This window comes from Negativicoccus succinicivorans (assembly GCF_014207605.1).
GTDB lineage: Bacteria > Bacillota > Negativicutes > Veillonellales > Negativicoccaceae > Negativicoccus > Negativicoccus succinicivorans.
The window spans coordinates 233018-259084 of sequence record NZ_JACHHI010000003.1; the positions used below are offsets into that span (position 1 = coordinate 233018).

Consider the following 26067-nt stretch of genomic DNA (forward strand, 5'->3'; position numbering starts at 1 on the left):
CACGCGCAAAAGGTTGTCAGGCGCTTGTCAAAATGCTTATACAAATTTTGCATTATACAATATCTTGTAACTGAAGAAAGAAGATGTATAATAGATATACAAATTATTGATTACCTGCTTGCAGGTTGCAAAGATATCGTATGGAGGAGAATATGAGTCGTTTTACCGGTTTCAGTGAGGAATTTATTCAGCAGTATCCGCATTTTCCGGCGCATATGACGCAGTTGGCGAAGTTCGTTTACTATCGCACGTATTCGCGTTGGCTGGAGGAAGAGGGGCGGCGGGAAACATGGCGGGAAACCGTCGTACGCGCGCTCACGTATAATTGCCAAATGGCGGCGGAAAATCAGGAAGACGCGGAAGCGCTGTTTGACAATGTTTTTAACCTGCGTCAATTTATTTCGGGACGCAGCTTGTGGATCGGCGGTTCGAGCGCGTCGGAAAGTCTGATCACGGCGAATTTCAATTGCGCTTTTACGGTGATGGATAATGTGCACGCGTTTGTCGATCTGTTTTACCTCTTGATGGTCGGCACGGGCGTGGGCTTCCGCATTTTGAAAGACGATGTGGCGAAGTTGCCGAAGTTCCGCCATGACGTTATTTTGGAAAACTTGCCGTTTGAGCCTTTGCCGTCGAATGAACGCGTCGATCCGACGTCGATTATTTTCCGTACGGACGATATCGCGACGATTGTGGTCGGCGATTCCAAAGAAGGCTGGGTGCAGGCGCTGCAGTTTTATCTCGATATTCACACGCGCCATGATTACCGCAAAATTAAGCGGGTCCGCATCAATTACAACGGCGTGCGCCCGAAAGGCGAGCGGCTGGTGACGTTCGGCGGCACCGCGTCGGGATATGAGTCGCTGGCGACGATGTTTGAAAAAATTCATAAAGTGCTGACGACGGAAGAATTCGCGCCCGCGCCGGTCGAAGGGCAGTTGCGCCCGATCCACGTGCTCGATATCTGCAATATCATCGGCGAAAACGTGGTGGTCGGCGGCGTACGTCGCACGGCGGAAACGGCGATTATTTCGCCGGACGATGATGAAGTCATCGAGGCCAAAACCGATCTTACGCCAAACAAATTCCACCGTTTCATGAGCAACAACAGCATTTATTTTACGGAAAAACCGTCGCGCGAACGCTTGCAGCAAATTTTTCACACCTTGCGCTACACGGGCGAGCCGGGCTTCGTGAATGCGGCGGAGGGCAAACGCCGTCGCGCCGATTTCGAGGGCTTGAACCCCTGCTTTGAAATTTTACTGCCGCGTAATTCCGTCTGTAACCTGACGACGGTCAATATTCTCGCCTTCGTGAAAGACGGCAAGCTGCTGAAAGAGGAGCTTTTGGCGGCGGAACGGTTGAGCGCGCGCGCGTGCTACCGCATGACCTGCATGAACCTCGAATTGCACAATTGGAACCAAACTCATCAGCGCGACCGCCTGCTCGGCTGCTCGATGACGGGCTGGCAGGACGCGATGAGCGCGCTCGGCTACGATCGGGAGCAGCAAATCGAATTGATGCGGGAACTGCATGACGCAGTCCGCGAAGCGGCGGATGAGTACGCGGATGAGCTCGGCACGCCGCATTCGCTCCTGGTGACGGCGGTGAAACCGGAAGGCACGCTCTCGCTGGTGGCGGGCGGCGTCAGTCCGGGATTGCATTACTCGCACAGCGAATATTTTATTCGTCGGATCCGTGTCAACGCCAGCGACCCGCTCGCCAAAACGGCGGAGGCGCTCGGCTGGAGCGTGCATCCCGAAGTGGGACAGGAAGAGCCGAATGTGCGCACGAAAGTCATCGATTTTCCGTGCTATTCGCCGGTCAAGCGCACGAAGTACGATGTGTCGGCGATGGAGCAGCTGCAGACATATTACGATTTCCAGAAGTACTACACGGAGCAGAACAGTTCCAATACGATTTCGATTAAAGACGACGAATGGGACGACGTTTGCCAAAACGTGTACGACCATTGGGACGAAATGCTCGCCTGCTCGTTTTTGAGCTTGTCGGATCATCACTATGAACTCGCGCCGTACGAAGCGATCACGAAGGAAGAGTACGAGGCGATGACGGCGACGATGCAGGACTTCAATCCGAATTTGCTGAATTATTATGAACAGGCGACGGGGAACGAAGGTAAGGAATTTGAAATTTTGGACGATCGTGAAGAATGCGCGTCGGGAGTTTGCCCGATCAAATAAAACGAGGTGCTGAGCATGGAACAAGCGCCGATTTTGGCGATTTGTTATGATTTTGACCACACGCTTTCTCCGGACGACATGCAGGCCGCGGGCTACATTCAGTCCGTCGGCTTCGCCGTGGAGGATTTTTGGCGAGAGTCGCGGAAACTTGCGGAACAAAATGAAATGGATCGCAATCTCGCGTACATGTACCTGATGGCGAAGACGGCGCGCGGCAAAGTGTTGTTCACGCGCGATCGACTGGCGGAGTACGGCGCGCAAGTGCCGTTGTATCCGGGCGTGCGCGAATGGTTCGCCAACGTGAACGCGCTGGGGGAAGCTGCGGGCGTGCGGGTGGAGCATTACATCATCTCGTCGGGATTGAAGGAAATGATCGCGGGCACGGCGATTGCGAACGAATTCAAAGCGATTTACGCGAGCTCCTTTTTCTATGATGAAGACGGGGTGGCGGTATGGCCGGCGCAAGCGGTCAACTACACGAATAAAACGCAATTTCTGTTTCGCATCAAAAAAGGCGTGCTCGATGTCAATGACGAACGCATCAATGAATATTTCCCGAACGAAGAGATGCGCGTGCCGTTTCGCAATATCGTCTACATCGGCGACAGCGCGACGGACATTCCGTGCATGAAGCTGGTGGCGAGCTCGGGCGGTCATGCGATCGGCGTGTACGCGCCGGGCGAATCGACCGCCATGGTGGACGGTTTGCTGCGCGACGGGCGAATTCAGTACAAAGCGCCGGCGGATTATCGGCAAGGCGCGCCGCTGGAACAGTTGATCAGCGCGATTATCGCGCAGACGGCGACGCGGGAAAAGTTGGAGCGGCGGAAGGTGGCTGACCTTCGTGACGCGAAGAGCCGACTCGCGAACGCGAAGCAAGGGCAATAATTTTTCCGAATTAGCATCACGTAATAAAAAAGTAGACACAAAAAAAACCGCCGTACGGCGGTTTTTTATTACGGTAATTCATACGGCTGATCGCCACGCGGCGGTCCGAAGATGGCGGCCATGATAATGCCTTTTCGCCAATCCTCGCGCGTTAAGCGGCGACCTTTCATGCCGACGCGACTCGCCGATAAGGGCGTTGCCTTCAGCGTCGCGAGCGGATTGTCGTTGCCGATCGGAAGCGACGGTTCTTTTAAATCGCGTACGGCGGCGGGCGCCTGACGCAACGGATGGCCGGCATGATCGTGTCCGGCATGCGCCAACGTCGCGGAGTGACCGGGTTCTTCGATCGGCATTCCCGAATGCCGCGCCGGTGTTTCCATAGGCGGTTTTTCTTTCGGCGCGCGTTCCGGTGGCGGATCTTCGTTCGGAACGGGATCGGTGACCGAAGGATCGTCCGCGTCATTGGAATTTAGCGGCGGCTCGAAAGGCGCCAACCATTGCTTTTTCATAAGCTCGATGGCCTCTTCCAATGATGGCAGGCGCGACGCGGTTGCGCCTTTCTGCGTGTGAGGTCGGGGCGGTTGCGCATTTTGCTGCGCGGAAGGGTCCGAGTACTCCGGCGGCAGCGAATGATTTTGTTGTGATTTTTTACGCCGTCGCGATTGCAATGAATCGACAACAACGATAGCGATGACAAGCAGGATGCCCAACAATGAATCCATAGGTTGTCCTTTCCTGTGCGTTGAACTTCAGCAAAAGCAACGAAAGCCGTTGCCGTCTTGATTATTTTATTAGCGTTTCCGTTTTTTGCGAAACAGATGGAAGAGACCGCGGCCGAGCGTGACGTAGAGCAACACTTGCAGTAAAGTGGCGGTCGTTACCGCGATGGCGCGGATGACACTGCCGATAAAGCCCATGAGTTTGCGCCTCCTTTAGAGATCACGGCAAGCCGTCAACGACGGTGTAACCATTTGGCAATCGCGTAGACAATGCCGATACCGGCGATGAAGTACAGCGCCAAGCGCAAAAGCGATAAAAAGAACGCGGCTCGTAAAAATACACCCATGATTATTCCTCGCTTTCCGGTTTGGCAATCGCCTCACGCATTTCCGTGTCGGCGTTGATGTTTTGCAAACGATAGTAATCCATGACGCCCAATTTGCCCGACTTGAGCGCTTCCGCGAACGCGATCGGCACTTCCGCCTGCGCGCGGACCACTTCGGCCTGCATTTCCTGCGTCTGGGCGCGCATTTCCTGCTCTTTGGCGACCGCCATCGCGCGGCGCTCTTCGGCGCGCGCTTGAGCGATGCGTTTGTCGGCTTCCGCCTGATCGGTTTGCAGTTCCGCGCCGATGTTGCGTCCGACATCGACGTCGGCGATATCAATGGACAGAATTTCAAAGGCCGTGCCGGCATCCAAACCTTTTTCCAATACGGTGCGAGAAATGTGGTCGGGATTTTCCAAGACGTCGGTGTGACGTTCGGACGAGCCGACGGTTGTGACGATGCCTTCACCGACACGGGCGATGATCGTCGCTTCGCCGGCGCCGCCGACCAAGCGGTCGATGTTGGCGCGAACGGTGACGCGCGCCCGCACGCGCAATTCGATACCGTTTTTCGCCATCGCGGAGATGATCGGCGTTTCAATGACTTTCGGGTTAACGCTCATTTGCACCGCTTCGAGCACGTTGCGTCCGGCGAGATCAATCGCGGCGGAGCGTTCGAAGGTCAGCGGAATCGAAGCGCGATGCGCGGCGATCAGCGCGTCGACTACGCGGTCGACATCACCGCCGGCGAGGTAATGCGCTTCCAGCTGGTTGACGTTGACCTCAAGTCCCGCTTTTGAGCCCTTGACGAGCGGCAACACGATCAAGCGCGGCGGCACGCGACGTAAGCGCATCCCGATGAGATCAAAGATGCTGATATGAACGCCGGCCGCCAGTGCGGAAATCCACAACCCAATCGGCACGAAATGCTGCAAAATCAGGATAAAAAAGACAACTAGCACAATGGTGAAGCCCGGAAAAATAAAGTCCATATTTCCTCCTTATAATTCGTTTTCACCGTCGGAACGTGCGGCAACGATGATGCGATTACCAATGACGCGACGCACAATGATCGGCGTACCGCGCAAGATGAATTCGCCCTGCGTCACAACATCATAGGGACGGCCGTCGATTTTGGCCGTGCCCGCCGGTCGTAACGGCGTGGCGGTGATGCCGGCGTGTCCGGTAAGAAAGGTATAGTCGTCATTGCTGGTGTAGCCCGACGCGCTGTCGCTTCGTTGCGAAAGCGTCAGACGCCGCCAGAGCCGACCTGTTGTCAGATGTTTGGCCAGGTGCCAGAACACGATGATCGAGAGCACCAGCCCGCCGGCGATGATATACAGCGCCGAGCTGCTGCCGCCGAGCAACAGAAACAGACCGCCGATACATAAAGCGATCCCCGCCGCCGTGACAAAACCGGTCATGGCGAAGAATATATCGGTCAAGATGATGAGCACGCCGCCCGCGAGCATGAGCGCGGCCAAAAGTGACGGATTGCCGATTTGCCATTGCCCAAAAAAGAGCAGGGCCGTTGCCACGAAAGCGACGAGGCCGCCGCCGGAAAAGCCGGCGGTTTTGATTTCCGCGAATAATGAAACGAAAATAATCGCAATTAAAATGATTTGCAACCAGGGCGACGCGAGCCAGCCGACAAGCGTGTCGGACCACTCGGGCGCGACGGTAATGAGGCGGGCGTTTTGCCAGCCGTAATGCGCGAGCAGCGTGGTCAAATCACCTGCCGAAGTCTGCGCGAGACCCGCGGCCTGCGCCTGCTGCTCTGTCAGCGAAAGAATCGTCCCCGGCGCGGCGTAAGGCGGATAGCCGAGCGTTTTATCGACCATCGCCGCAGCGAGTTCCGGAGAACGGTTGCGCCGTTCCGCTGTCGCGGCAAATTCACCGCGCACGGCCGCAATCGTTTTTTCGGTGGCGGGAATCGGTTCCGCCGCTCCGATGGAACTGCCCGGCGCCATTACGAGATCCTGTCCGGCGAGCGCCAAGAGAGCGCCGGCGGACCAGGCGCGCGGATGCACGTAGACGACCACCCGTTGCGGGGAAGCGAGAATTTCATCGCGCATCGCGGTGGCATGCGTCAAAACGCCGCCGAAACTGTCCAAATCAAGTACCACCGGCGCGTTTTCCTGCTGCGCCGTCGCAAGCGACCGATGGAGTTGCGCTGCGGTTTGGGCGTTGATTTCACCGTGGATCGGTACCAACACCACATTTTGCGCAAAAGCGGTCAGCGCCAAACAGCAAAAAAGGCAGAGCGACCAAAGGACGCGCCAACCGAAGCGAGGGCGCGGCATCATGAAGCGCCTTGCGCCTTAGCGGCGTATTTATCGCCTTTTGCTTCGGCGTGAAAATAATTCATCAGCGCCTGCGCGCGTTCGATCGTGAGGTGGGCGTAGCACGCGTATTCGAGCAGCGGATTGCCGCGCTCCTTGCGCTTTTGCGCCATATACGCGCGGCGTTCGTCCAACGTCATGTCGGCGACATATTCCAGATCCTTTTGCCGACGTTCGTAACGAAATTCCATATACTTTTGGGTAGCGTCCGCTTCCGCGCGAGTCATCACGCCCGCGCGCACGGCATCGTCCAAATAGTAACGGATCGCTTGCGGATGGTGCGGGGAAAGTTCACGCACGGCCGGGGGCATCGCCTGCGGTACGGGCGGCGGCGGAGCCGCGACGGTGGCGGTGATTCCCAGCAGACACGCGCTGCAAAGAAGCGCGCTGATTCGTTTTATCATATTAGCTCCTTTCTAAAGCGGAAAAACAACATTTATACTTTGAATATACCTGACGAAAAAAGCAGTGTCAAACGCGCGACAGACAAGGTACAACATATTGCCCTTGCCCGTCGGGAAGGAGTTCGTTACAATAATATAAGGAGGCTGTATGCAGGAACGAAAATCATTAACGAAAATTACTTTGGAGACATCCGTGCGTGCGGCGGCTCCGTTCCAACTCATTTACACGGCGATGGGCATTGTTTTCGGCATGCAAATGGTGATGACGCCGCGCTCCCTTTTACAGGGAGAATACGCCCTGGCCGTTTTAGTTTGCGTTTGGTTGATTCACAGCGCCAAGCGCGTGCTTGTCGTGCTCGATGCCGAGACGATGGAAGTCACGTTGCGGCCGACGACGCTCCGCGGCCTGTTCGGGGAGACGTTCGGCAAAAAAACGACCGCCACGGTGGAGTACTCTTCGGTTGTCGGCGTGTCGGAGACGTGGCGCGAATTATATGTAGTCAATCGCAATGGCGGTATGAGCGTAATACCGGTCACGTGGCATGAACTTTCCGCCCATGATCGCGGTGTGATTTTGCGTCGCTTTCAGGAAGCAAAACACGAAAGTTAACGGCTAGAAATACAAAGGAGAAATTATGAAACGAGTCTATTGGCTGACCAATATTGACAGTCAGGCTGACCATGTTGCGCGGGCATTACGCTCGTTGCGCGAAAAAAATGAAACCATTCCGGCCGAGGTCGTTCGGGTCAAAAGCGGTGACGCGACCGATTTCACGCCGTCGTCATTTCAGGACGCGGCGCTGGTCGTGATGTCCTTCATGGGCGGTCAGACGCTGGTGGAAGAAACGCTGAACGTCTTGAATGAATACCCCGATGTGCCGTACCTGGTGCTGGCGCACGGACCGAACCCCGCCCGTCCGCGCGGCGTGGAGCCGGAAACGATCGAACAGATGACGAAGTATCTGGCGTACAGCGGTTTGCGCAATATTGAAAACCTCTGGCGGTATCTCGCGCATGCCTTTTTGCATATCGGCAAAGGCGCGACGGCGGAACCGCAACAACTGCGCACGGACGGATTATATTATCCCGGCGAAGAACCGTACGGAACGCTTGCGGAATTCGCCGCGGCGCATCTCGATCCGGATAAATACACGGTCGGCTTTTTCTTCTTGCGCGATGATTGGCTTTGGGGCAACTTGCGTTTTTACAATGCGCTGATCGCGGAAATCGAATGCGCCGGCATGAACGCGTTGCCGCTTTTCACGCATTGGGGCAGCGGCGCGAGCAAGGAGCGCACGCTTGAAACCTGCGTGCGGGAATATTTTTACGACGCCGACGGCAAGGTCGTGCCCGATGTCGTCATCAATAACCATCGCATGTCGTTGCGACTGGGGCGCGCGAACGATCCGAAATTTTTGGAAAAACTCGGCGTACCGACATTGCAGGCGTACCATTCCAAACAGGATGAGGCGACTTGGCGCGCCAATCCCGCCGGCCTCACGCCGACGGAAATCTCGGCGACGGTGGCCATGATTGAAACGGACGGCATCTTGCACGGGCCGGTCGCGTCGCATCGCGAGGTCGAACCGGGCGGCGAGCCGCAACGCGAACCCTGGGCGTACGGTTTGGAACTTTTGGTACGCAAGGCGAAACGCTGGGCGACGCTGCGGCACAAACCGAACGCGGCGAAAAAAGTGGCGATCGTGCTGCACAATTACCCCGCGAATAATACCAATATCGGCTGCGCGGCGGATCTCGACTCGGGGGCGAGTCTGTTCCGTATTTTGCAGGCCATGCAAAAAGACGGTTACGATGTCGGCGCGTTGCCGGACACGGCGGCGGAGCTTTGGGAAGAAGTGCTCGCGCACATGACCAATGACCGTCGTTACCTGAGCGAAACGATGCAACGTGAAGCGACGAAAATCGCGGGCAGCGATGTGATTAAGTATGAAAAAACATTGCCCGCAAGCGTTGTCCAAAAGATGAATGACACATGGGGGAACGCGCCGGGCGACGCCTTTGTCAACAATGACGAGGAACTTTTGCTGCCGGGCTTACGGCGCGGCAATATTTACATCGCTTTGCAACCGCCGCGCGGCTTCGGTGAAGATCCGTCGGCGATCATTCACAGCCCGACGCTTGCGCCGACGCATCATTATTTGGCGTACTACCATTATTTGCGCGACGTGTTCGGCGCGGACGCGTTCGTTCACCTCGGCACGCACGGCTCGCAGGAATGGCTGCCCGGTAAACAAATGGGCCTGTCGGATGAATGTTACTCGCAAATTACGATGGACGACATGCCGAATATTTATCCCTATTTAACGACGATTATCGGCGAAGGCATTCAAGCCAAGCGACGCGGTCAGGCGGCGTTGATCGGTTACCTGCCGGCGCCGACGGCGCAAGGCGGTTTGTACGGCGACTGGGAAGCGCTGGCGCCGCTTTTGGATGAGTATCGGCATTATAAAATCTACGAACCGAAACACACGGCAAGCGTGGTCGCGGATATCGCGGCTTTGGTGGAAAAACTGGGCATGACCGAAGTGTTCGGCACACCGACGGCGGAAACTCAGGAAGAGTACATGCTTAAAGTGCACAATTTCCTGGACGATATGGAAAGCAGTGAAACGCATACCGGTCTGCATATTCTGGGAGAAGTGCCGACAGGGGATGAATTATACGCGCTCGTGCGCAAACTTGTCGCGGTGGCGCACGGTGATGTGCCGTCGCTCGTCGACGCGCTCGCGGAGGCGCTTGATATTCCCTACGCGGACATCGCGCAAAAACCTCTCGCCACGCCGGAAGAACTCGCGCAAAAACGCAGCGTCGACCGCAAAGCGGAGGAACTTTTACAGGCGCTCGCCGCGCGTGACTGGCAGGCGGATACATGGCGGGATCTCGTTGCGGATACGCCGCAATCGTCCGCGTTGGACGCGGTGCTGGCGTTGATTACCGAATCGATTTTGCCGAAAATTCAAGGCGTCGGTCAGGAATTGACGAATCTTGTCGCGGCGCTGTCCGGCGTGATGGTGCCGGCGGGTCCGGGCGGCTCGGCCGCGTCGGGCAATTTGGAAGTGCTGCCGACCGGACGCAATTTCTACGGCATCGATCCGACGAAAATGCCTTCGGCGACCGCGTGGAAATTGGGCACGGCGTTGGGTGACGCGCTCTTGGAACAATACGTGGCGGAAGAAGGCAAGTATCCCGAACAGGTCGGCATCATCGTTTGGGCCGGCCCGAATTTGCGCAGCAACGGTCAGTGCGTCGCGGAAATTTTATATTTACTCGGCGTCAAACCGGTTTGGCGGGCGGAAACGGGACGCGTGGAACGGCTCGAAGTGCTTCCGCTTAACGAACTCGGTCGCCCGCGTATCGATGTGACCGCGCGCATCAGCGGCCTGGTGCGCGATTCGTTGCCGCAGGCGGTCGCGCTTATTAATCAGGCGGTCGCGTTGGTCGCGGATCTGGACGAACCGACGAATATCAATTTTGTAAAAAAACATATCGAAGCGGACGCGGCGGAATTGGCGGCGGCCGGTACCGATCCCGCGGCGGCGCTCAAAGAGGCGCGGTACCGCGTCTTCGGTTGCCCGCCCGGCGCGTACGGCGCCGGCGTCGGCAATGTATTGGATGAAAAAAATTGGGAAAACGAATCCGATCTCGCTGACGCGTACTTGGCGTGGGGCGGCTACGCTTACGATGAAAACGGCATGGCGCACGCGTCGAAGGAAGCCTTCGCGCAACGTCTCAAAACGCTTGACGTCACCGTGAAAAACGAAGACACGAGCGATTTGAACCTGATGAGCTCGGACGATTTCAACGCGTACCACGGCGGCATGGTGGCGGCCAGTCGCGCCTTGGGCGGGAAAGCGCCGCGCTCCTACGTCGGCGACAGCTCGCAGCGCAGCCGGGTGCAGGTGCGCACGCTCGCCGAAGAATTCCAACGTGTCGTGCAGTCCGAAGCGCTTAACCCGAAATACATCAAAGGCATGATGGAGCACGGTTATAAAGGCGCGCTGGAACTTGCCAAACGCGCGATGCTTTCCTACAGCTGGGATGCGACGTCGGGCGTTATGAATGACGCGCTTTACAATCGCATTACCGAATCCTACGTGCTCGACCCCGAAGTGCGGGAATGGATGCAAAAAGTCAATCCCTGGGCGCTGCACGAAATCAGCGAGACGATGCTGGAAGCGCGGCAACGCGGCATGTGGAACGCGCCGGAAGAAATGCTCGCCGAACTGCGCGACATTTATCTTGCGACGGAAGGCGATTTGGAAGAACGCAGCGAATAATCCTTGGGAAAAGGAAACGACGCTTGCTTGAAGACAGACAACATGATGGGTAGGTATTATGGAGACAAAAACACCGGCCGATTTGGCCAATAATGTACATGATAAGGTGGGCAAGGCAGCTACGAACGTCAGCCACGAGGTCACCGAACAGGTCGACACCGCCACGCAATGGACCGCCAATGCCTGGGATTATCTTTCATCTCACCTGGTTGATTTTCTGATGGCGATTCTGATTTTTGCGATCGGTTACTACATCGCCCGCTTCCTGCGGGACAGTCTGGCGCGGATGATGAAGCGCTCCCGCGTCGATCAGTTGGTCGTCGACTTCGTGACGCAGGGGCTGTATTTTGTCATTTTAATATTGGTCGCGCTGGCGGCGTTGAATAAAATCGGCGTACCGACGGATTCCTTTGTCATGGCTTTGGGCGGTATCGGCTTAGGCGTCGGCTTGGCTTTGAAGGACAATATCAGCAATATGGCGGCCGGTATTTTAATTTTGATTTTCCGACCGTTTCGCATCGGAAACTACGTGCGGGTCAGCGACGCGGAAGGCACTGTGACGCAGATTACGCTGATGAATACGCACTTGCGCACGATCGGTCGCGAAGAAACCATCGTGCCGAATGCGATGATGATCTCGAACGCGATCGTCAATTATTCCGCGTACCCGACGCGTTGCATGGAGCTTTTGATCGATGTGTCTTACAGTTCCGATCTGAATCAAGTCGTCAGCGTTTTAAAAGATGTCGCCAAAGGTGACGGCGGCGTTCTGAACGCGGACGATATGCTGATCGGCGTGCGCGAATTCGCCGATAACAGCGTGCGCGTGTACATGCGGCCCGAAGTGGATGCATCGGAATATTGGCCGACCTATCATCGCTTAATGCAATCGATCAAGGAAACCTTTGATGCGAACGGTATCGATATTCCGTTCCCGCATCGCGTGCTGGTATTGGAAAAAGCGCAGGACGCGCCTCCTCTGGCGGGCGCGCTTCCGGAGCAGGGCAACGCTAAATAAATGTTTGTAGCACGATCATCGCGAAGTGACGCGATTGATAAGGACACCGGCGATGACAAACGGGCAAGATATTATGATAAAAAAGACACCGCTCTGCGGTGTCTTTTTGTTTATTTCAATTTGTGCAGCAGGCCTTCGCGCTTTAAAAATTCGCGTGCGACTTTCGCCGGATCCTGCTGTTCTTCATCGACCTTGTAGTTCAAATCTTGCGCGACTTGATTATTGATATGCGATCCCAGTTCGTTCAACACGGCAATGACTTCCGGATGCTTTTCCGCGGCGTCGGTACGCAAGAGCGGGGTCGCGAAGTACGGCGGAAAGTAGTGCCGGTCATCGACGAGCGCGACCAAATTGAATTTACGGACCAAGCCGTCGGTGGTGTACGCGTCTACGACCTGCACGTCATCATTGAGGAGGGCGATGTAACGCGAGGAGCCGTCCAGCCCGGTGGTGCCGGCGAAATTCATGCCGTAGTAAGCGGTCAGACCGGGGAGTCCGTCTTTGCGATTGGTAAATTCGAACGTAGAGCCGACGACCAAATGCGGCGCGGCGGCGATCAAATCGCTCATTGTTTGCAAGCGGTATCGCTCGGCGGTATCTTGCCGTACGGCGAGAGCGTACGTATTGTCGAAACTGTATTGCGGAAGCATCATGATTCCCATGGTCGCGAGTTCATCGCGACTGCGGCGATATACTTCATCGACATCGGTCAGCGGTTCGTGGCGCAATATGGAAACGTAGACGGTGCCGGTGTAATCCATGTAGAGATCGATGCCGCCTGTTTTAAGCGCCTCATAGGCGACTTGCGTGCCGCCGAGATTCGTGTGACGGGTGACGCGTAAATCCGTGCGATCTTCGATCATATCGGCCATCAGATGCGCCATGATGACGCCTTCCGTGAAATCTTTCGAACCGACGGTGATATCGCTTTGCGTTTCGGCGTAATTGCGCCAGACGGTGGTTCCCACGCCGATGATGAGAAGCGCCGTGACGAGACCGATCAACCATTTGGCGAGACGGCGTTCTTTTCTAATGACCGCGCGCGTATGTTCCGGCGTAATCAAGGTCGCCATCGGTGTAACGAGTTCTTCCACAAGACCGAGCAGGTAGTCTACGGCAAGCGCCAGCAAACAGGCGGGGATCGCGCCCGCGAGAATCATATTGTTATCGACGGTACGAATGCCGGCGAAGACGAGATCACCTAAGCCGCCCGCGCCGATGAAGGCCGCGATCGTCATCAAACCGACCGCGGTGACGGCGCTGATACGGATTCCGGCCATGATGACCGGCAGCGCCAGCGGAAATTCCACTTTGCGCAGCACTTGCCAAGGGGAGAGGCCGATCCCGACGGCGACTTCCTTGGTGTCGGGAGAAATTTGCGTCAGTCCCGTGTACGTGTTTTTGATAATGGGCAACAGGGAATAAATAATAACGACAAGCACGGCCGGCACACGACCGATCCCGAAAAAGGGAATCGCGAAGCCCAGCAGCGCCATGCTCGGAATCGCCTGCATGATATTCGCCGTTTGCAAAACCGGGGCTTGTAAAGGGCGATGTTTCGCGATCAGAATACCCAGCGGCACGCCGATCAAAATCGAAATGCTGACGGCAATCACGGTCAGCTCGATGTGTTCCCAAAGAAGTTCCATAATGTGCGGCCAAGCGGTGGTCAGATAATTCAAAAAAGGATTCATGCCGGCATCTCCTTACCGTCTTTATGCAAGTATTGACGCGCGCTGCTCTAGAGCCATCAGACAGAGCGTTTTTCGGACGCGATCGCCGCATTATTCCCGCCGGGGCGGATTTTGTTTTCTGAACGGGCATGCGCGGGAACACGGCGCGTATGTTGAACACAGTATAGCACGCCGTTTACAAAAAAAACGGAACGTGCATAATTTTTTTCCCTGCGAAAAGTTATTTTGTCGGGAATGGTGTGAAATTTTTTGTTTTTACACAATAAAAAAGCTCCCGCGGGAGCTTTTTTATTGGCGTTTACTTTTTCAATAAGTTTTGCGAGACGAGGAACTCATGAGCCACTTTTTCCGGATCCTGACGTTCTTCGTCCACTTTATAATTCAATTCGCGCATGACTTCGTCCGTCAAAAGCGGCGCGAGTTCATTCAGCGCGTCCACCACTTCCGGATGTTCTTCGGCGACTTCCGTACGCAGAAGCGGTGTCGCGTAGTACGGCGGGAAGTAATGCCGATCGTCTTCCAGCACTTTCAGATTAAATTTCTTCAAAAGGCCGTCGGTCATAAACGCGTCGATCGCCTGGACTTCATCATTGTTGATGGCGATGTAACGCGAGGAGCTGTCAATACCGAGCGCGTTGGCGAACTGCAGACCGTACATTTGCGTCATGCCGTCCAAACCGTCGGGGCGGTTTTTAAATTCGAACGTCGTGCCGACATTCATATCTGACGCGACGGCGCGCAGATCGCTGATCGTTTCCAGGTTATGCGCGGCCGCGAAATCAGGGCGAACGGCGAGCGCGTAGGTGTTATTGAACGCGTACTGCGGCAGCATGGTGATGGAAAGCGGCGCGAGTCCCGCTTTACCTTCTTCGTACACCCGCTGCATGTCGCTGATCGGTTCGTTTTTCAAAAGGGAAACGTAGACCGTGCCCGTGTAATCAAGATAAAGATCGATTTCTTTGCTCTTGAGCGCTTCAAACGCGACATTGGTGCCGCCTAAATTGATGCGTCGTTCTACGTTCAGACCCGTATGATCTTCAATGATTTCCGCCATCATGTGACCCATCAGGATGTTTTCGGTGAAATCTTTCGTTCCGACGACCACATCGGCTTTCGGCGCGAACGCTTGCCGGATGCCGGCATAGCCGCCGCCAAGCACGAGCAAAATCGCCAGCGACGCGATCAGAATTTTGGAGCGACGGTGGCGGCCGATGACCGCTTGACGATCCGTTGTCGGCGAAAGTTGGGTGGCGATCGGCGTGACGAGCTGTTCGACCCGACCTAAGATGTAATCGACGGACAGAGCTAAAATACAGGCGGGAATCGCGCCCGCGAGAATCATATTGTTATCGACGGTGCGAATGCCGGCGAAGACGAGATCACCCAAGCCGCCCGCGCCGATGAAGGCCGCGATCGTCATCAGGCCGACCGCGGTGACCGAACTGATGCGCACGCCCGCCATGATGACCGGCAAAGCCTGCGGCAATTCGACTTTGCGCAATACCTGCCAGCGCGAAAGACCGATGCCGATCGCCGCTTCACGCATCTGCGGACTGATTTGCGAAATACCCGTATACGTATTTTTAATAATCGGCAGCAGTGAGTATAAAATAACGACGATAATCGCCGGCAGACGACCGATTCCGAAAAACGGAATCGCGAAGCCCAACAGCGCCATGCTCGGGATCGCCTGCATAATGTTCGCCGACTGTAATACCGGTGACTGCAGTTTGCGCCGGTACGAGATCAAAATTCCGAGCGGCACGCCGACGAGTACCGAGATCGCGACCGCGATGGCGGTTAATTCGATATGCTCCCACAAAAGAGAAAGGATGTAGGACCAATTGGAGGTGACATAGGAGGTAAAACCGCTCATGCCTGCACCTCCTCATCTTCGATATACTGTTGGGAAAGCGTCGTGACAAGACTCGACTGCGTAATCAGGCCGAGCAGCGATCGTTTTTCATCGACGACCGGAATGTAATAGAGGTCGTGCGCGTTGATTTTCGTCAAGGTGTCGACCAGCGTATCCGACGGCACGACAGTTTCCACATGCGTTTCCATCACGTCGACAACCGGCGTCTGCAGGTCATCCAATGCGCGCAACTTCTGCGCGAAGACCGAGCCCAGCAGTTCGCGCGTGCGCAGATTGATGACTAAAAGACCGTTGATGTGCGCCCGGCGCATGCGCTCCAGCGCGCGGAACGCCGTCAGATCCGGTCCGCAGGTGTGTGTATCGGTGACCATGATATCTTCGGCGCGAATCAGTTCCGGCGAATTCCAGATTCTGTTTTTACCGATGAAATCGGCAACGAACTGATTGGCCGGATTTTTCAAAATATTTTCCGGCGTGTCATACTGCGCGATCACGCCTTTGTCGATGATGCAGATGCGATCGCCCAAACGGATCGCTTCGTCCATATCGTGCGTGACGAACACGATCGTTTTATGCAGCTCGTTTTGCAACGTGCTGACTTCGTCCTGCAACGCGGTGCGCGTGAGCGGATCCAACGCGGAAAAAGGCTCGTCCATTAAAATAATATTCGGATCGCAGGCAAACGCGCGGGCGACGCCGATGCGTTGCTGCTGACCGCCGGACAGTTCCGACGGATACCGATGCAGAAAATGTTCCGCGTCCAAGCCCACCATATCCAACAGGTGCGCCGTACGGTCTTTGATCTGCTCGACCGGCATTTTCAGCGCGCGCGGAATGACCTCGATGTTTTCGGCAATCGTCATATGCGGGAACAGTCCCGTTTGCTGAATGACGTAGCCGATGTTGCGCCGCAACGCGAGCACATCTTTTTTCGCGATATTTTCGCCGTCGATGCGAATTTCTCCCGATGACGGCTGAATGAGCCGGTTGATCATTTTCAACAGCGTCGTCTTACCGCTGCCGGATTCACCGATCAGGCAAACCGTTTCCCCTGCGGGGATGGTGAGAGTGACATCGCGTAATACTTCGGTTCCTTTGTAACGTTTCGTAATATGGTCAAATTCAATCAAAACGACCACTTCCTTTCGTAGCTGACAATCATCAAATATTCATGTAAACCGGTCCGAAGTATGCATAAATACATACAAAGTATACTAATATTATAACATTTTTTGAGATTTCATGCGAATTGGCGTCGCGGCAACCGCTTACGGCGCGCGTTTTCTTTGACAAGCGCGGGCCCGCTCGGTATACTGATTCTAATGGTGCGGGGGAACTGCGTACGCGGTTGAGAGGACGAGGTCCGACCCTTTGAACCTGTAGGTTAAGACCTGCGTAGGGAGCACACCCGTCTGAGCGGCGGGCGTTGCCGCAAAGAAGGGAGAGAAACATGAAATTATCGACACGTGTATTAACGGAAAGCGGTCTTTGCATCGCGCTGAGTTTGCTCTTGGGGATGATCGTCTTTTGGCGCATGCCGCAGGGCGGATCGATTCATGCGGCGCACATGGTACCGCTTTTATTATTGGCGCTGCGGCGCGGACCGAAAGTCGGCATGCTGGGCGGTTTGACCTACGGGATTTTGCATTTCCTGTTGGGGGCCAAATATTCGCTGCATCCGCTGAGCATAATTTTGGATTACCTGCTTGCTTACGCCGCGCTTGGTCTGGCGGGCTACGCGAAAGAGCATAATCGCGCCAGCGCGTTGGTTTGGTCGGCGTTGGCGATGTTCGGTCGCTATGTGATGACCGTGCTGTCCGGCGCGATCGTGTTCGGATCGTATGCGCCGGCGGGCATGAACCCATGGTGGTACTCGATCACGTATAACGCGACGGTGATTCCTCCGGACGCGATCATCAATTTGATAGTGCTGGCGTTGATTTACGCGCCGATCATGCGCATTCAACGATGAGGAAAAGCAAAAATACGCGCGTATGCGCGTATTTTTTTGTGGCGTGATTCCATATAGGAGCGAGTGAAAAACGAAGCGAGACAAGCGATTTAAGTTCATTTGACCGGCTTGCATGAAGCAAATGAAGCGGCGGGAACTTGACCTTTGCGTTTTATCTCGGGTAACCATATTTTGAGCAATAAAAAAGCACCGCTATAGCGGTGCTTTTAGTTTTAGAACAACAAGAAGTTCGCGAGCACGAGTGTGATACAAGAACCGATCATCGGGATCGCGGTACGTTTGACGAGATCGAACGACGAAATGTTCGCCATGCCGCTGACGACGATGATAACGGCCGTAATCGGCGAAATCGCGCGGGCGGAGCTGGCGATGAAGTGCATCGGCAAGATCATCGTTACCGCGGCAATACCGCTCTTGGCGGCGATATCCGGAACGAGGTTGGCGAACGCGAAGAACGGAGCGTTACCCGAACCCATAACAACGGAACATACGCCGATGATGATGATCATGACGAGCGAAAGTGCGATCGCGCCGAAACCGCTGTTTTGCGTCCCGGAGATCAACGCATCAATCGTGCCGCTGACCATGAGGCCGCGGGCGAACGTTTCACCGGCGACGATCAGCGTGACGACGTTGGCCATCTGACGTCCCATGCCGTCAAAGAAAATCTGCAACTCTTCGGCTACCTGCTTGCCGTTGCGGGTGCGGATATACTGCGCCAGCATACCGACGGCGGTGCCGATAAGCATTGCCTTGATGATGTCCATCTTAATGTCGGGAATCAGCAACGGGCTGAAGACCAAAATCAAAGCCAAAGGAACGATCGGCAACAACGCGTAAATAAGCGGCGGATGCGCATTGTCCAAGGTCCCGTTATCGGTCGATACCTCGACATCTTCTTTGCGCATCGGTTGCACTACGTGACCGTCGCGTTTATCCATGTATTTCTGGGTAAAATAATGCAAAATCGCGACCACCGGGAAGACGCAGAGGGCTACCGGCACCTGGTAATCATGCCAGTACATTACCGGATCGATACCGGAGAGTTCCGCCGCCAAAATCGTACCGGTGTCACTCGGACTCCAGTCGAGGCAAAGCGTGGTTGCGATCGCGGCCGCGGCCGAAAGACGGCTGACGCCGAGCGCTACCAAGATCGGGAACATGGTTACCATCAAGAGCATCGCCAAACCCGACGCGCTGTTAATAGCCAAACCTAATACCATACCGAGCGCCCAGCAGGCGGATAAAACGAGGTACGGCGATTTTAAGCGCAAGAGCGGCTGGATCGTCAAGTTGACGAGCGCGCGGCTCGCGCCGATGTGGTCCATGTAGCGGGCGAAACCGGCGACGGCCATAATGTTCAAGCCGAGTTTAGCGGCGCGCGAGGAAAGCACCGTACGAATAAATTCAAAGAGATCGAAAAGCAACGAACCGGTGCTGCCTTTACCGGCCGGGAAAATCTCCCCGTACCCTGCAATGACGGACACTAACATCAGGAACATGCCGCCGATGAATAAAATGGTCTGCGGTTTATAGCGCTTCACAATGAAGTAGGCTACCCAGACGGTCACCAAAATTGCCAATAAAATGTTCACAACATCACCCCTCTACAACCCTTACTAAGCTCATATTTACAAAGCTTATATATTGGTATCATTATAGCATGATAAAGAGCCAAATCGGCTATAAAATTTTTGGGATAGGGGAGTATTTATTGCTATTTACGCATATGGATTTGCATAGCGATCGAAATTTGAGAATATCCGCCAAATACGCACAAAAAAACCGCCGGAAGGCGGTTTTTTATTCGAAATCGCAAACTTGCGCGTCCTCTTTACAATATTTAATCTGCTGACATATACATTTGTCTTTCTCGCGGAAAAGTTGCGGCAAGAAGCGCAACAACTCTTCAAAACGTTCTTCGTTGATCGAATAGCGCGTCCATAAACCTTCGCGACGGGATTTGACGACGCCCGCTTCGACAAGAATTTTCATGTGGTAGCTCAGCGTCGACTGCGAGAGCGAAAAACTCTGCAAAATATCGCAGGCGGATAATTCGCAACAGGAAAGCATGTCGACAATGCGCAGACGAGTTTCATCGCTCAATGCTTTGAAAATATCGGCGTAGGTTTTGTAAGTGAGTTCCATAGTAAATTCCTTTCTGTATCGGTCGCGGGACAACCTTCCAAGACGCGGTCCGCGAGCGTGTTTACGTCGGTGCTCGGCGGAGCCGGCGCCACAGGTACAGCAAGCCTGCTCGGTGCTTACGTGCTGCCTCGCGAGTTTCGGTGCGAAGCGTTTCCGGGGCGCGTTTACCGTTGCACCGCGCCGCATCGGTCAAAATCGTAAATTTCAATCGTGCAATTTTATATTGAAAATATTCTTTATAATACTTTACCCGATTTTGACGGTGTTGTCAAAATTTTCGATATAGCATCGAATTGGTTTATTTTTATGCAATCAAAAGGAGAGCCCGCGGGCTCTCCTTTGAAAAAGGGGGAGATTATTTATAACGCGACGACTTCTTCGTTGACGCGCGCTTCGCGTTCCATTTTTTCCTGCGCGATATTTTTTCCTTCCCACTGATTGACAATGGCGGCGCAGGTCATATCGCCTGTGACGTTCAAGCAGGTGCGGATCATATCCAAAATACGATCGACGCCGGCGACAAGCGCGATGCCTTCCAACGGCAAACCGGTGGTTTGCAAAACCAGCATGAGCATGATCATGCCGGCGCCCGGAACGCCCGCGGTACCGATGGAAGCAAGGGTCGCTGTCAAAATAATCATCAATTGGTGACCGATATCGAGGTTGATGCCGTACACCTGCGCGATGAAGATTGCGCAAACGCCCTGATAAATCGCCGTGCCGTCCATGTTGATGGTCGCGCCCAACGGCAATACGAAACTGGTGATGGATTTATCGATGTTCAAATTTTCTTCGCAGCACTGCATAGACACCGGTAATGTGCCCGAGGAACTCGAAGTGGTAAAGGCCACCGCCATGGCCGGGAAAACGGCGCGGAAAAATGTCAGCGGGTTCAATTTACCCAGCATTCGCACCAAGCCGCCATAAATAACGGCCACATGAATGAGGCTTGCCAACGCCGCCACGCCGATTAATTTCAGCAACGGCAACAGGACCGCCGCGCCGCTTACCGCGACGACCGGCACGATCAGACCGAACACGCCGATCGGCGCAAGCCGCATGATCCACGCGGTGACTTTGTACATCACTTCGGCGAGACCGGTAAAGAAACGCTCCACGACCTGCGCTTTTTGGCCGACGGCGAGGATGCCGCAACCGAAGAGCAGCGCGAAGAAGATAATCTGCAGCATGTTGCCTTCCGCCAGCGCTTTGATCGGATTCGTCGGAATGATACCGAGCAGTACGGATGCGATCGAAGGCGCTTCTTTCACTTTCACGCTGAGTTCACCGGTCGGCAGCACGAAACCCGCGCCGACGCTTAACGCGTTGGCTAGCACCAGACCGAGCGTGACGGCAAAACCGGTCGTCAGCATGTAAAAGCCGAATGCTTTGCCGCCGATCGCGCCGAGGCGTTTGATGTCACCCAAGCCGCACACGCCGACGATCAGCGAGGCGAATACGAGCGGAACGATAATCAATTTAATACAATTCAGGAACAATGTGCCGAGCGGTTTGATCCAAGCGGTCGCGATGGCGGGACTGCCCTGCAACATGAGCCCGACGATAACCCCCAAAATGAGCGCGATGAAAATGCGCGCCGATAAACCTAAGTTTTTCATGTCTTTCTCCCCTTTTCTATTGTTTTATACAGGTATCATTATAAAAAGAAGATACGCGAATAACAATAGCGTATACTGAAAAATACTGTATACATAATTTTGAACGGGGCGAACGTTTAAAAATAATATGCAAAAATATTTTGGAAGAAAATGGGTATTCACTTGTGTTTAGGGGATTTCGTAAAAAATGAATCAGAACAAAACGGAGATAAACCATCTTAATCATTCGTGCTTTGTATACAATATACTTGTGTAGGCAAAAGAAAAATACTTGTGCGTACGAAATAAAGGCGGTTCGTTTGGCGATGTGCGTGACGAGGGCGAATAAGCGCAAGAACTTCTCTTAGGATCGGTCCAAACGGTGTGGAAGCGGATAGGAACGATTGCGCGGCTTGTATTTTCTGTTTGGAGCATGATCGTTTTTATAGAGTATAAACATACGTAAGTCTGCCGAGAAGTGAAAATGGGCACAAAAAAAGAACGCGCTCGCGCGTTCTTTTTTATATGCTTACAGTACGTTGACGAGGTCAATCGTCTGTTCACGATCCGGACCGACGGAAATGATGCCGAGTTTTACGCCGGTGAGTTCAGAAATTTTCGCCAAATATTTCTTGCAGTTTTCCGGCAAGTCTTCGTACTTACGTACGCCGGTGATATCTTCCTGCCAGCCGGGCATTTCCTCATAGACCGGCTCGAGCGTTTCGAGGCGGGTGAGGTCGGCAGGGTACTGCGCGACTTCGTTACCGTTCGAATCGCGGTACGCCTTACCGATTTTAATCGTTTCGAGTTCGTCGAGGATATCCAAACGCGTGATCGCGAGGTAGTCCAAGCTGTTCAGCATCGCGGCATAACGCACGCCAACCGCGTCGAGCCAGCCGCAGCGACGGGGGCGACCGGTGACGGTGCCGTATTCATGCGCGCGTTCGCGTAAATGATCGCCGGTGGCGTCGGTGAGTTCGGTCGGGAAGGGACCAGCGCCGACGCGCGTGCTGTACGCTTTCACCACGCCAAAAATATTTTCCATACGGTGCGGACCGATGCCGGCGCCGATGCAAGCGCCGCCCGCGATCGGGTGCGAGCTCGTGACGAAGGGATAGGTGCCGTGGTCGAGGTCGAGCATGGTCGCCTGCGCGCCTTCAAAGAGCACGCTTTTGCCTTCGCCGATGTAATCATGCACGCTGTAGTTCGTGTCGCGCACGTAGGGGCGCAAACGGTCGGCATATCCGCAATATTCTTCAAACATCGTATCGAAATCAAATTCTTCGACATGGTAGAAATCACGGAACAGGCGGTTTTTCGATGCCAAATTCCAACGTAATTTTTCCGCGAACACATCGCGATCCATAAGATCGGCCATGCGGATGCCGATGCGGTTGACTTTATCGGCGTAGCAGGGGCCGATACCGTTTTTCGTCGTGCCGATTTTCTTCTCGCCTTTGAGCCGTTCTTCCGCTTCGTCAATGCGGTTATGGTACGGGAAAACCACGTGGGCGCGATCGGAAATTTCGAGCGCGGAAACGTCGATTCCTTTTTCAATAATCGAATCGAGTTCGGCGATCAGACCTTTCGGGTCGATGACGACACCGGTGCCGATGACGCATGCTTTGCCCGGGTACATAATGCCGCTCGGCAGCAGACGCAGCGCGAACGCCTGGCCGTCGACGACGACCGTGTGGCCGGCGTTGTTGCCGCCTTGCGAACGTACGACGACATCGGCGCGAGCCGCCAAGTAGTCGACGATTTTACCTTTTCCTTCGTCACCCCATTGAGTGCCGATGACCATTGCTGTAGTCATTAGGTTACATCCTTTCTCTTATAAGCCGAAGCGTGCGAAGACCTCGTCCACGTGCGTCAGCATGGCGTGCGGATCGAAACGGGCGCGAATTTCATCTTCATTTAAATAGCGACGGATATCTTCATCTTTCAACAGATTTTCGAGGAAGTCCTCCCCTTCCAGCCAACGTTTCATCGCGTTGCGCTGTACCCAGCGGTACGCGTCGTCACGCATCGCGCCTTTGTCGACAAGCGCCAAGAGCACGCGCTGGCTGTAGATGAGGCCGCCGGTTTTGTTTAGGTTGGCGCGCATGGTGTCCGGATAAACGAGCAGTTTATCGACGACGCGCGTGAAAATCTGCAGCATGTAGTCCAAGGTGATCGTCGCGTCGGCGAGGATGACACGTTCGACCGAGGAGTGCGAGATGTCGCGTTCATGCCACAGCGCTACGTCTTCGAGCGCCGGAATACTGTAACCGCGCATGACGCGCGCGAGACCGCTGACGCGTTCGCAGGTAATCGGGTTACGTTTGTGCGGCATGGCCGATGAACCTTTTTGTTTCGGCGAGAAATATTCTTCCGCTTCACGAATATCCGTGCGTTGCAGGTTGCGGATTTCGGTGGCGAATTTATCCAGGGAGCTGGCGATGACGGCGAGCGTCGTGATGTAGGCCGCGTGGCGATCGCGCTGCAACACCTGCGTCGAAATCTTGGACGGCGTGAGGCCCAGTTTTTCGCAAACGTATTTTTCTACGAAGGGATCGACGTTGGCGTAGGTTCCGACCGCGCCGGAAATTTTACCGACGGCGATTTCTTCGCGCGCCGTACGCAGACGACGCAGATTGCGTTCCGTCTCATCGTACCAAAGGAGCAATTTCAGACCGAATGTGGTCGGTTCCGCGTGAATGCCGTGCGTCCGGCCGACCATTTCCGTATATTTGAATTCGACGGCGCGGCGGCGCAATACTTCGTGGAACGCTTCCAAGTCTTTGATTAAAAGATCGGTCGCGTCGCAGAGCATCGAGCAGAGCGCGGTGTCCTTGACATCCGTCGAGGTGAGACCCATGTGGATGTATTTAGAATCTTCACCGACGAATTCACCGACGGCGGTTAAAAAGGAAATAATGTCATGGTTGATTTCCGCTTCGATTTCATGAATGCGTTCTATTTTGAAATCCGCTTTTTCACGAATCGTTTTCACGGCTTCTTTCGGAATGACGCCTAACTCCGCTTGCGCTTCACAAGCGTAAATTTCGACATCGAGCATGCGGCGGAATTCGTGTTCTTCCGTCCAAATTTTACCCATTTCGGGTTTCGTATAACGTTCAATCATGTGAATGGCCTCCTTTGGCTTCGGTTTCCCGACGGCGGATCTCGCGACCCACGATGACGCCGGCGACAGATGCCTGAATCAGACCGCGGGTGATACCGGCTCCGTCACCGGCGGCGAAAAAGTTGGGAATCGTCGTTTCTAATTGATCGGATAATTGCAGGCGCGAGGAGTAGAATTTCGCTTCCACGCCGTATAACAGCGTGTGACGCGAATTCGCTCCGGGCGCGACGGCATCCAGTGCTTCAAACATTTCCATAATATCGACCAGATGACGATACGGCAGTACCAGCGAGAGATCGCCGGGCGTCGCCGACGGCATCGTCGGATGGACCAGACCGCGGCGAATCCGTTCGGGCGTCGAACGACGTCCGTCACGTAAATCGCCGAGGCGCTGCACGATCGGGCCGTCGCCCAAAAGATTGGCGAGACGAGCGATCGATTTACCGTACGCGATCGGTTCTTTGAACGGCTGCGTGAAACGTTTTGAAACGAGCAGCGCGAAGTTCGTGTTGGGACTCTTCTTGTGCGCGTAGCTGTGCCCGTTCACCGTCAGCAGGCCGCCGTTGTTTTCCGTGACGACAAAGCCGTTCGGATTCATGCAGAAAGTGCGTACCTGATCGTCAAATGAGCGCGAGAAGTAAAGCAACTTCGACTCGTAAACGATATCGGTAATATGTTGGAAGATTTCCGCGGGCGTTTCGACGCGTACGCCGATATCGACGGCGTTGCTCGAAAGTTCAAGACCGTAATGCTTGGCCTGCGTCACAAACCATTCCGAACCTTCGCGCCCAGGCGCGGCGACGAGGTACTTGGCGCCGATATATTCGTCGCCGACCTTGACGCCTTGCACGCGCCCGCCTTCAAACACGAGCTCGGTCACTTCCGTATCGCAACGGATATCGACTTTACCCGCGAGCGCTTCGCGCATATTTTTCAGAATTTCGACATTGACATCGGTGCCGAGATGGCGAATGCGCGCCGGGATCAGCGCGAGATCGGCGGCGGCCGCGCGCCGTTTCAGCTGCGCGATCGCTTCCGCGTGCTCATCGCCGTAGACTTTGCGATCCGCCCCGCCGTATTGACTGTATACGGCATCGACATAGTCGATCTCTTTTTGCAGGGCGGCCTTGCTCATGAAGTCATCCAAATTGCCGCCGTATTCCGTCGTCAGCGTCAACTTGCCGTCGGAAAACGCGCCGGCGCCGCCCCAGCCGCAAACGATATTGCGGCGGCGTTCTTCGAGCGGCGTCGCGCGATCCGCGTTTTGCGACGCGCGCATGGCGATGTCATGTCCTTTTTCCAGGATTAAGACTTTTTGTCCGGTATCGGCCAGCTCCAGCGCCGTGAAAATTCCGGCGGGTCCGGCGCCGATAATGACCACGTCGTAATCGGCCAAGGAAATCTTCCTTTCTTACTCATAAAAACAGCTCAAAAAAGTGCGGGGACTTTTTTG

The 26067-nt window shown here is 54.8% G+C and carries 20 protein-coding genes and 1 riboswitch; of the genes, 6 read left to right on the forward strand and 14 right to left on the reverse strand.

The window, feature by feature from the left end; genetic code table 11:
• Positions 1–152: 152 nt before the first annotated feature.
• The gene (gene nrdJ, locus HNR45_RS04505) at positions 153–2204 is read left to right on the forward strand and encodes a ribonucleoside-triphosphate reductase, adenosylcobalamin-dependent (RefSeq protein WP_200841499.1); all 2052 of its coding nucleotides are present in this window, start codon (positions 153–155) and stop codon (positions 2202–2204) included.
• 15 nt (positions 2205–2219) lie between these two features.
• Positions 2220–3092: a haloacid dehalogenase-like hydrolase gene (locus tag HNR45_RS04510; RefSeq protein ID WP_159822847.1), complete on the forward strand. Its 873-nt coding sequence runs from the start codon at positions 2220–2222 to the stop codon at positions 3090–3092.
• 68 nt (positions 3093–3160) lie between these two features.
• Here HNR45_RS04510 and HNR45_RS04515 read toward each other — a convergent pair whose 3' ends face one another.
• The 5 genes from HNR45_RS04515 to HNR45_RS04530 all read right to left on the reverse strand — a co-directional run bounded on the left by HNR45_RS04515 (position 3161) and on the right by HNR45_RS04530 (position 6883).
• Entirely contained in the window at positions 3161–3814 is a 654-nt protein-coding gene (locus HNR45_RS04515) for a hypothetical protein (protein ID WP_159822849.1), read from the reverse strand.
• A gap of 69 nt (positions 3815–3883) precedes the next feature.
• Positions 3884–4009, reverse strand: coding sequence for a hypothetical protein (locus HNR45_RS07305; RefSeq protein ID WP_260399129.1), 126 nt, complete (start codon positions 4007–4009; stop codon positions 3884–3886).
• 151 nt (positions 4010–4160) lie between these two features.
• A complete protein-coding gene (gene floA, locus HNR45_RS04520; RefSeq protein ID WP_024048394.1) occupies positions 4161–5129 on the reverse strand; it encodes a flotillin-like protein FloA in 969 nt (322 codons plus the stop codon).
• A gap of 9 nt (positions 5130–5138) precedes the next feature.
• Complete coding sequence (locus HNR45_RS04525) at positions 5139–6443, reverse strand: NfeD family protein (RefSeq protein ID WP_221417800.1); 1305 nt, start codon at positions 6441–6443, stop codon at positions 5139–5141.
• On the reverse strand, positions 6440–6883 hold the full coding sequence (locus HNR45_RS04530; protein WP_024048396.1) for a hypothetical protein: 444 nt from the start codon (positions 6881–6883) through the stop codon (positions 6440–6442). Before HNR45_RS04530 ends, HNR45_RS04525 begins: the two co-directional genes overlap by 4 nt.
• Before the next feature lie 148 nt (positions 6884–7031).
• On the opposite strand from HNR45_RS04530, the gene HNR45_RS04535 reads away from it, so the two are divergent.
• From HNR45_RS04535 to HNR45_RS04545, 3 genes are read left to right on the forward strand one after another with little or no spacing between them, the layout of a single operon-like run.
• A complete protein-coding gene (locus HNR45_RS04535) occupies positions 7032–7493 on the forward strand; it encodes a hypothetical protein (RefSeq protein WP_159822853.1) in 462 nt (153 codons plus the stop codon).
• Between the two features lie 25 nt (positions 7494–7518).
• On the forward strand, positions 7519–11181 hold the full coding sequence (cobN, locus tag HNR45_RS04540; protein WP_159822855.1) for a cobaltochelatase subunit CobN: 3663 nt from the start codon (positions 7519–7521) through the stop codon (positions 11179–11181).
• A 58-nt stretch (positions 11182–11239) separates the two neighbouring features.
• Entirely contained in the window at positions 11240–12199 is a 960-nt protein-coding gene (locus HNR45_RS04545; RefSeq protein WP_159822857.1) for a mechanosensitive ion channel family protein, read from the forward strand.
• Positions 12200–12309: 110 nt separating this feature from the next.
• On the opposite strand, the gene HNR45_RS04550 is transcribed toward HNR45_RS04545, so the two are convergent.
• From HNR45_RS04550 to HNR45_RS04560, 3 genes are all read right to left on the reverse strand, one after another.
• The gene (locus HNR45_RS04550; RefSeq protein WP_159822859.1) at positions 12310–13893 is read right to left on the reverse strand and encodes an ABC transporter permease/substrate-binding protein; all 1584 of its coding nucleotides are present in this window, start codon (positions 13891–13893) and stop codon (positions 12310–12312) included.
• Between the two features lie 298 nt (positions 13894–14191).
• Positions 14192–15769, reverse strand: coding sequence for an ABC transporter permease/substrate-binding protein (locus HNR45_RS04555; protein WP_159822861.1), 1578 nt, complete (start codon positions 15767–15769; stop codon positions 14192–14194).
• Complete coding sequence (locus tag HNR45_RS04560; RefSeq protein ID WP_159822863.1) at positions 15766–16899, reverse strand: betaine/proline/choline family ABC transporter ATP-binding protein; 1134 nt, start codon at positions 16897–16899, stop codon at positions 15766–15768. The genes HNR45_RS04555 and HNR45_RS04560 overlap by 4 nt, the downstream gene beginning before the upstream one ends.
• Before the next feature lie 189 nt (positions 16900–17088).
• Positions 17089–17188, forward strand: a riboswitch (TPP riboswitch).
• A gap of 31 nt (positions 17189–17219) precedes the next feature.
• Here HNR45_RS04560 and thiT point away from each other — a divergent pair.
• Positions 17220–17741, forward strand: a complete 522-nt coding sequence (thiT, locus tag HNR45_RS04565) for an energy-coupled thiamine transporter ThiT (RefSeq protein WP_159822865.1) — start codon at positions 17220–17222, stop codon at positions 17739–17741.
• 212 nt (positions 17742–17953) lie between these two features.
• Here thiT and dcuC read toward each other — a convergent pair whose 3' ends face one another.
• From dcuC to HNR45_RS04595, 6 genes are all read right to left on the reverse strand, one after another.
• Positions 17954–19336: a C4-dicarboxylate transporter DcuC gene (dcuC, locus tag HNR45_RS04570; RefSeq protein WP_159822867.1), complete on the reverse strand. Its 1383-nt coding sequence runs from the start codon at positions 19334–19336 to the stop codon at positions 17954–17956.
• A gap of 208 nt (positions 19337–19544) precedes the next feature.
• Entirely contained in the window at positions 19545–19889 is a 345-nt protein-coding gene (locus HNR45_RS04575) for an ArsR/SmtB family transcription factor (protein WP_024048702.1), read from the reverse strand.
• A gap of 359 nt (positions 19890–20248) precedes the next feature.
• Positions 20249–21508, reverse strand: coding sequence for a dicarboxylate/amino acid:cation symporter (locus HNR45_RS04580; protein WP_159822869.1), 1260 nt, complete (start codon positions 21506–21508; stop codon positions 20249–20251).
• A 508-nt stretch (positions 21509–22016) separates the two neighbouring features.
• Positions 22017–23303 carry an adenylosuccinate synthase gene (locus tag HNR45_RS04585; RefSeq protein WP_159822871.1) on the reverse strand — a complete coding sequence of 429 codons (1287 nt, stop codon included), beginning with the start codon at positions 23301–23303 and terminating at the stop codon, positions 22017–22019.
• Positions 23304–23321: 18 nt separating this feature from the next.
• Positions 23322–24614: an adenylosuccinate lyase gene (gene purB / locus HNR45_RS04590; protein ID WP_159822873.1), complete on the reverse strand. Its 1293-nt coding sequence runs from the start codon at positions 24612–24614 to the stop codon at positions 23322–23324.
• On the reverse strand, positions 24607–26010 hold the full coding sequence (locus HNR45_RS04595; protein ID WP_159822874.1) for an NAD(P)/FAD-dependent oxidoreductase: 1404 nt from the start codon (positions 26008–26010) through the stop codon (positions 24607–24609). Before HNR45_RS04595 ends, purB begins: the two co-directional genes overlap by 8 nt.
• Between the last annotated feature and the right edge of the window lie 57 nt (positions 26011–26067).

Bases quoted from the DNA above. Each gene is read 5' to 3' on its own strand.
- nrdJ (WP_200841499.1), top strand. From the start codon at position 153: ATGAGTCGTTTTACCGGTTTCAGTGAGGAATTTATTCAGCAGTATCCG.
- HNR45_RS04510 (WP_159822847.1), top strand. From the start codon at position 2,220: ATGGAACAAGCGCCGATTTTGGCGATTTGTTATGATTTTGACCACACG.
- HNR45_RS04515 (WP_159822849.1), bottom strand. From the start codon at position 3,814: ATGGATTCATTGTTGGGCATCCTGCTTGTCATCGCTATCGTTGTTGTC.
- HNR45_RS07305 (WP_260399129.1), bottom strand. From the start codon at position 4,009: ATGGGCTTTATCGGCAGTGTCATCCGCGCCATCGCGGTAACGACCGCC.
- floA (WP_024048394.1), bottom strand. From the start codon at position 5,129: ATGGACTTTATTTTTCCGGGCTTCACCATTGTGCTAGTTGTCTTTTTT.
- HNR45_RS04525 (WP_221417800.1), bottom strand. From the start codon at position 6,443: ATGATGCCGCGCCCTCGCTTCGGTTGGCGCGTCCTTTGGTCGCTCTGC.
- HNR45_RS04530 (WP_024048396.1), bottom strand. From the start codon at position 6,883: ATGATAAAACGAATCAGCGCGCTTCTTTGCAGCGCGTGTCTGCTGGGA.
- HNR45_RS04535 (WP_159822853.1), top strand. From the start codon at position 7,032: ATGCAGGAACGAAAATCATTAACGAAAATTACTTTGGAGACATCCGTG.
- cobN (WP_159822855.1), top strand. From the start codon at position 7,519: ATGAAACGAGTCTATTGGCTGACCAATATTGACAGTCAGGCTGACCAT.
- HNR45_RS04545 (WP_159822857.1), top strand. From the start codon at position 11,240: ATGGAGACAAAAACACCGGCCGATTTGGCCAATAATGTACATGATAAG.
- HNR45_RS04550 (WP_159822859.1), bottom strand. From the start codon at position 13,893: ATGAATCCTTTTTTGAATTATCTGACCACCGCTTGGCCGCACATTATG.
- HNR45_RS04555 (WP_159822861.1), bottom strand. From the start codon at position 15,769: ATGAGCGGTTTTACCTCCTATGTCACCTCCAATTGGTCCTACATCCTT.
- thiT (WP_159822865.1), top strand. From the start codon at position 17,220: ATGAAATTATCGACACGTGTATTAACGGAAAGCGGTCTTTGCATCGCG.
- HNR45_RS04575 (WP_024048702.1), bottom strand. From the start codon at position 19,889: ATGGAACTCACTTACAAAACCTACGCCGATATTTTCAAAGCATTGAGC.
- HNR45_RS04580 (WP_159822869.1), bottom strand. From the start codon at position 21,508: ATGAAAAACTTAGGTTTATCGGCGCGCATTTTCATCGCGCTCATTTTG.
- HNR45_RS04585 (WP_159822871.1), bottom strand. From the start codon at position 23,303: ATGACTACAGCAATGGTCATCGGCACTCAATGGGGTGACGAAGGAAAA.
- purB (WP_159822873.1), bottom strand. From the start codon at position 24,614: ATGATTGAACGTTATACGAAACCCGAAATGGGTAAAATTTGGACGGAA.